This window comes from Corallococcus exercitus, assembly GCF_003611585.1.
Taxonomy (GTDB): domain Bacteria; phylum Myxococcota; class Myxococcia; order Myxococcales; family Myxococcaceae; genus Corallococcus; species Corallococcus exercitus.
In genome coordinates this window covers 1-6,126 of record NZ_RAVW01000519.1, presented here as the reverse complement: position 1 = coordinate 6,126, position 6,126 = coordinate 1, and the positions used below count along the sequence as shown (strand labels likewise).

The following is a 6,126-nucleotide window of genomic DNA, read 5'->3' as shown; positions in this document are numbered from 1 at the left end:
GTTCGGTCCTGGGCCTCGCGGGTGCCTTCCACACGCCCTCGCTCCTCATCGGCGCGGGCGCGCTCGCCGTGCGCTCGCCGTCGGCTCCGGCGTCCTCTTCATCGTGCGCGACGGCGAGCGCCGCACGGGCGCAGGGGGACGGTGCCGCGCGGATCGGCCTGGGGGCGGAGATCGCCAGCTCGGCGCGCGTCGAGCCCGGGGCCGTCATCGAGATGGGCGCCACCGTGCAGGCGGAGGCGGTCATCGAGAGCGGTGCCGTCATCCGCATGGGCGCCACCGTGGAGCGCGGCGCGACGGTGCAGCAGGGAGCCATGGTCGGCTGGGGCGCCACCATCCAGGAGGGCGCGACCGTGGAGCGCGCCGCCAGCGTCGGTGCGGGCGCCACCGTCGGCCGGAACGCACGGCTGTCCGCGGGCGGGCACCTGGGCGCCGGTGGGCACATCGACTCGACCGGGGGCGCCGGTGCGCCCTTGAAGCGCGTTCCGGACGCGGTCGCGGTGTTCCAGGAGGATGCGCGGCTGCGGGAGCTGGATGAGGTCTGCGACCGGCTGGAGGCCGCCTTCCGCAAGGCGTCGCCGGCCGTGCGCGGCTTCCTCAGCGGGGGCGAGGAGTCCGTGAAGGCGCTGCGCCGCTCCTGCCACGACCTGCGGGAGCGCGAGCAGGGCCTGCGCCGCGAGGTCAGCCCGGAGCTGATGGGCCGGCTCGACGCGGAGCGCACGGCGCTCGCCGCGCGCATCACGGCGTCAACGGATCCGCAGGTGCGCGCCTCGCTGCAGAGCGCCGTGGAGGCCATCGATGCCCAGCGAGCGCAGCGGGAGCGGCTGGCGCGCAACGCGGACCGGCTGGATGCCGAGCTCACCCGCCTGCGCTGGAGCATCGAGGGCGTGGCCACCCAGCTGGTCCAGGTCCACGGTCAGAGCGGACCGACGTCCGCGCCCGCCGAGACCGAGCTGGGCTTGAGCCGCGTGCGGGAGGAGCTGGCCGCCATCAGCGAGGCGCTCGAGTCCGTCAACGAGGCGGAGCGGACGGGACTGCGGCCGGTGCAGGAGCCCTTCGCATCCCCGGAGTCCCAGGAGCAGGGCCTCCGGCCTCCACGCGTCCGCGGCTGAGCGGGCGGACTCAGGGCTGCTTCGCCTTGGCGCCTTCCCAGGTGAACTGGACGGTGGGCGCCTTGACCGTCTTCGCGTCCTTCATGAGGAAGCCCTCCTGGCGCGTGCTGGCGCGCTCCAGGGCGGGCTTCAGGGCCGCGGGGATGGGCAGCAGCAGGCCCACGACGTACATGTTCCCGCGGCACATCTCCGCCGCGTAGCCGAAGGAGATGCGCACGGCGACCTTGTCACCTTCGACATGGTGGAACGCGACGGAGCGCTTCACGTTGTCCAGGCCGTACTCGAAGCCCACGCAGTCCTCGCCCGCCTGAAGGCTCGCCAGCAGCCCCTCCACGGTCTTCGCGTTCTCGAAGGCCTTGCGGTCGTCGCCGATGAACTTCCGCACGTAGCCGTCCGCCTTGAGTGCCTTGAGGACGTCCTTCTCCGGGAACACGTCCAGCAGGTTGAAGGCGTCCTTGCCCTTCGTCACGTCCTGGGTGACGTAGATGCGGCTCGCGTACGGGTGCGCGCCGCCGGTGTAACCACCGTTGGAGTCCTCGTAGCTCACCCACGGGCCCACCACGGACAGCACGGTGAAGGACTGCGAGGCCTCCCAGTCGGACGTGTCCTGCGTGGCGTCCACGCCCTCCGTGAGGCTGGCGAGGAAGTCCTTCTTGCGCGACTGGAGGCCGAAGACCTCCTTGCCATCGCGCGTCGCGCGCAGGTCCTTGGACGACATCTCGAATGTCACGTCGGAGCCAGTGACCTTCCACGTGAGCGGCTGGGATTTGGGAGCAGGCGCGGCCGTGAGCAGCGCCATCATCACCACGGAGCTCATGAGCATGCGGCCATCCTGCCCCAACTCCGGCCCACCCGGTTTGCCGCCGGGCCGCCGTCGCGGTAGCACCGGGCCGTGGGCACCTCCGGAATCGTCTACGCGTCCTTCGACCGCTTCCCCGCGCCCAAGGGCGCAGCCGTGCACATCCGAGCCTTCGTGGAGGCCCTGGGCGCCGCGTTCGGCCCGGTGGACCTGGTGGCCATTGGCGACGCGCCGGGCGCTCCCCCGCCTGCCCTGGGCCCCCACGTCACCTACCACCCGCTGGGTGCCCGCGGGAAAGACCTGGTCGCCCAGGCGCTGACGTTCCGCTCGCATCTGGGCGCGTGGTGGCAGGGCCGGCCGCGCGCGAAGGTCGTCCACGTCCGCTCCATCTTCGAGGGCTACCCCATCGCCCGGCGCAAGGCCGCCCTCACCGACGCGCTCGTCTACGAGGTCAACGGCCTGCCCTCCATCGAGCTCAAGTACCACCACCCCGACGTCGCCGACGACGCGGAGCTGATGCGCAAGCTGCTCGCGCAAGAGGAGGCCTGCCTCCATGCCGCGGACCTCCTCGTCACCCCCAGCGCCGTCACCGCCGAGCACCTGGTCTCACGCGGCGCGGACCCCAAGCGCCTGCGCGTCATCCCCAACGGCGTGGACCTGGACGTGTTCCGCTACGCCCCACCTCGCGCCCCTGAATCGGGCCGCGCCCTGCGCATGCTCTACAGCGGCACCATGACCGCGTGGCAGGGCGTGCACCACGCCATCGAGGCCTGCCGCCTCCTGCGCCGCGACCTGCCCGTGACGCTCACCCTCGTGGGCCCCCTGCGCAAGCACGCGCGCCGCGCCCTCCTGGACCGCTGCGGCGACCTCGTGCTCCAGGGCGCGGTCGAAATCCTCGAACCCCTGCCCCAGGAAGAGCTGGCCCGGCTGCACCACGGCTGCGACGTCGTGCTCGTGCCGCTGCCCGTGAACGACCGCAACTGCGTGCAGGGCTGCTGCCCGCTGAAGCTCCTGGAAGCCATGGCCACCGGCACGCCCGTCATCGTCAGCGACCTGCCCGTGGTGCGCGCGCTCGCGGAAGCCACCGAGGCCTTCCGCATCCGTCCCGGTTCGCCCAAGGCCATCGCGGAGGCCGTGAAGGACCTCCTCGCGAATCCCGCCCTGGGCGCCGCGCTGAGCGCCAACGCCCGCGCCCGCATCGAGCGCGACTTCCCGTGGGGCCGCGCGCAGGAAGCGCTCGTGAACGCCTATGCGGACGACCTGGGGATCGCGCGCGCCAGCACCCGCGACAACACCGCGGCCTCCGCGTCCGCCTGAAAGCCCGCCTCGATTCGCGCTCGCGCCGCCGTCCCCAGCGCCGCGCGCTTCGCCTCGGGCATCCCCAATACATCCAGGCACGCCTGCCCCAGGTGGTTGAGCAGGGCCTTCTCCACGATGAAGCCATTCACCCCGGACTCCACCGCCTCCGGGATGCCGCCCGCGTCGCTGGCGATGACCGGCCGCGCGCACGCCATCGCCTCCAGCAACGCGTTGGGCATGCCCTCCCACAGCGACGGCTGCAGATACACATCACACAGCCGCAGGTGCTCCGCGATGAGCGCCGGGGACTCCAGCGCGCCGGAGATGATGATCCGTGCGGCATCTTCCGGATGCTCCGCGCGGTAGGCCACCAGGTGCTCCGCGTCCCGGGGGCGCACCTCGCCAATCACCAGCAGGCACGCGGGCCGCACGCGCCGCACCTCCGTGAGCGCGGACAGGAGGAACGGCAGCCCCTTCTTGTGGCGCAGCTCCCCGGAGAAGCCGAGCACCGCCTCGCCCGGCAGGATGCCCAACCGCTCACGCAGGGACCCGTCCGCGGGCCCCGGTGAGAACAGCGCCGTGTCCACCGCGTTGGGGATGACCTCCACGCCCGGGTCGCGCCCCAGCAGCATCGCCATCTTGCGGCCCAGGTCCGCGGACGCGGCGGTGAGCACGTCCGCCCGCTGGATCGTCCAGAGCAGGCGGGCGAAGTCCCCCGGCGGGAACATCAGCTGATCCACGTCATTGCCCCGCGCGCTGATGACGGACTTGAGCCCCGCGCTCTGCGCGAACACCACCGCGAGGAAGCCCGGCGGGTACAGGTAGTGCCCCCACACCAGGTCGTACTTGCGCCGCGCGTGCAGGTGGCCGAGCACATCGAGCGTGTGCTGCATGGACAGGTCCGCGCTGCCGAACAACCCCAGCCGGTGCAGCGTCACGCCCTTCGCGAACGGCGACACGTCCCCCGCGTCCTGCACCGTCTCCAGCGCTCCGGGCGGCGCCGTGCGAGTCCACGCAACCACGTCCACGCGTGCGCCCAGCCGCACGAGCGAGCCCGCGGTGCGCGCGCCGCTGCGTGCGAGCCCTCCGATGTCGGGGGGAAAGCGCTCGGCGAGGAGGAGGACGCGGGGACCGGAGGCCATGCCCTGAATCTACCCGGACAGGCGTACCGGCAGGCGGGGAACCGCGAGGGATGAAAGGCGGAAGGCGTCCCGTTGCAACGGCCAATCCATGACGCAACCCCCTACCGAATCCTTCTCCCCGGACGCCTCCTCTTCCACCTCGGGTTCCAAGGGCCTCCTTGCCTCCCTGTGGCTGGCGGTGAAGGGCTCCACCGAGGACCTGGCCACCGGGCCCGTGGATCGCGCCTTCCTGCTGCTCTCCGTGCCCATGGTGCTGGAGATGGTGATGGAGTCCATCTTCGCCCTGGTGGACGTGCTCTTCGTGTCGCGCCTGGGCGCGGACGCCATCGCCACCGTGGGCCTCACCGAGTCCGTGCTCACGCTCTTCCAGACCGTGCCGCTGGGGCTGTCCATCGGCGCCACCGCGCTCATCGCCCGTCGCATCGGACAGAAGGACCCGGAGCGCGCCGCGAGCGCCGCCGTGCAGACCCTGGGCCTGGGGCTCGCGCTGTCCGTGCCGCTGGCGCTGGCCGGCGCCCTCTTCGCGCGTCCGCTGCTCATGGCGCTGGGCGCCGCGCCCGGCGTGGTGGAGCACGGCGCGGGCTACACGCGGCTGATGCTGGGCGGCTTCCCCATCATCATGCTGCTGTTCCTCATCAGCGCCATCCTGCGCGGCGCGGGGGACGCGGCCACATCCATGCGCGCGCTGTGGCTGGCCAACTCCGTGAACATCGTGCTCGCGCCGCTGTTCATCTTCGGCCTGGGCCCCGTGCCCGCCATGGGCGTCACCGGCGCCGCGCTGGCCACCACCATCGGCCGCTCCACCGGCGTCGTGTATCAGGTGTATCGCCTGCTCAAGGGCAGCGGACGTCTGGAGTTGCGCCGCCACCACCTGCGCGTGGAGCCGGACACGCTGCGCTCGCTGATGAAGCTGTCGGGAGGCGCCACGCTCCAGTCGCTCTTGGGCATGTCCAGCTGGCTGGTGCTGATGCGCATCGTCGCCACCTTCGGCAGCACCGCGCTCGCGGGCTACACGCTGGCCATGCGCATCCTGCTCTTCGTGCAGCAGCCGTCGTGGGGCCTCTCCCACGCGGCGGGCACGCTGGTGGGCCAGAGCCTGGGCGCGGGCGACACCGACCGCGCGGAGCGGGCCGCGTGGCGCGCCAGCTTCTACACGCTCGCGTTCCTGGGCGTGGTGGCGGTGGGCTTCCTGCTCTTCGCGGAGCCCCTCATCCACCGCTTCACCCTGGACCCGGAGGTGGGCCTGCACGCCGCGCGCTGCCTGCGCATCGTCAGCTGCAGCCTGGCCCTCTACGCCTTCGTCACCGTGCTGCCCCACGCCTTCAACGGCGCCGGGGACACCACCACCCCCACCGTGGTGAACGCCCTGTTCTCCTGGGGACTCCAGCTGCCGCTCGCTTGGGTCCTCTCCCATCCGCTGGGCCTGGGCCCGGCGGGAGCATTCATCGCCATCGCCGTCACCTACGGCGCGCTCGGGCTGGCCAGCGCCGCCCTCTTCCGGCGCGGCGGGTGGAAGCTGCGACACGTCTGAGACCGCCCTCCACCAGCCGACAGTCCATACCGCCCGGGGGCTGAGTTGAAAGCCCCTGGGGAGTGCGGACTTTCCCGAAACTCTCGCAGCGTGTGGGCGCAGCAAGCGCCCCCAGCCACGGGGGCCTCTGTCACCCCGGGGGGCCTCCAACGTGTCGCCGCGAGGGCACGGGGATCCACGGTTGGGGAGGGGCTTCACACATGGCGGGCAACGAGCGGCTGGGCGTGGCGGTGGTGGGCTTGGGCC

At 72.3% G+C, this 6,126-nt stretch carries 5 protein-coding genes; 3 read left to right on the top strand and 2 right to left on the bottom strand.

Translation table 11 applies throughout. The features are described 5' to 3' along the window. The coding region (locus D7W79_RS37485) for an LbetaH domain-containing protein (RefSeq protein ID WP_500681251.1) at positions 1-1,109 on the top strand (1,109 nt) is incomplete at its 5' end. 10 nt (positions 1,110-1,119) lie between these two features. Here the strand turns inward: D7W79_RS37485 and D7W79_RS37480 are convergent. Beyond that, complete coding sequence (locus D7W79_RS37480) at positions 1,120-1,932, bottom strand: hypothetical protein (protein WP_120530065.1); 813 nt, start codon at positions 1,930-1,932, stop codon at positions 1,120-1,122. 69 nt (positions 1,933-2,001) lie between these two features. On the opposite strand from D7W79_RS37480, the gene D7W79_RS37475 reads away from it, so the two are divergent. Continuing rightward, positions 2,002-3,225: a glycosyltransferase family 4 protein gene (locus tag D7W79_RS37475; RefSeq protein ID WP_120530064.1), complete on the top strand. Its 1,224-nt coding sequence runs from the start codon at positions 2,002-2,004 to the stop codon at positions 3,223-3,225. Here D7W79_RS37475 and D7W79_RS37470 read toward each other — a convergent pair. Continuing rightward, on the bottom strand, positions 3,156-4,349 hold the full coding sequence (locus D7W79_RS37470) for a glycosyltransferase family 4 protein (protein WP_120530063.1): 1,194 nt from the start codon (positions 4,347-4,349) through the stop codon (positions 3,156-3,158). The two genes, D7W79_RS37475 and D7W79_RS37470, sit on opposite strands and share 70 nt — an antisense overlap. Before the next feature lie 88 nt (positions 4,350-4,437). Here D7W79_RS37470 and D7W79_RS37465 point away from each other — a divergent pair, with 88 nt between their 5' ends. After that, the gene (locus D7W79_RS37465) at positions 4,438-5,880 is read left to right on the top strand and encodes an MATE family efflux transporter (RefSeq protein WP_120530062.1); all 1,443 of its coding nucleotides are present in this window, start codon (positions 4,438-4,440) and stop codon (positions 5,878-5,880) included. Positions 5,881-6,126 lie beyond the last annotated feature (246 nt).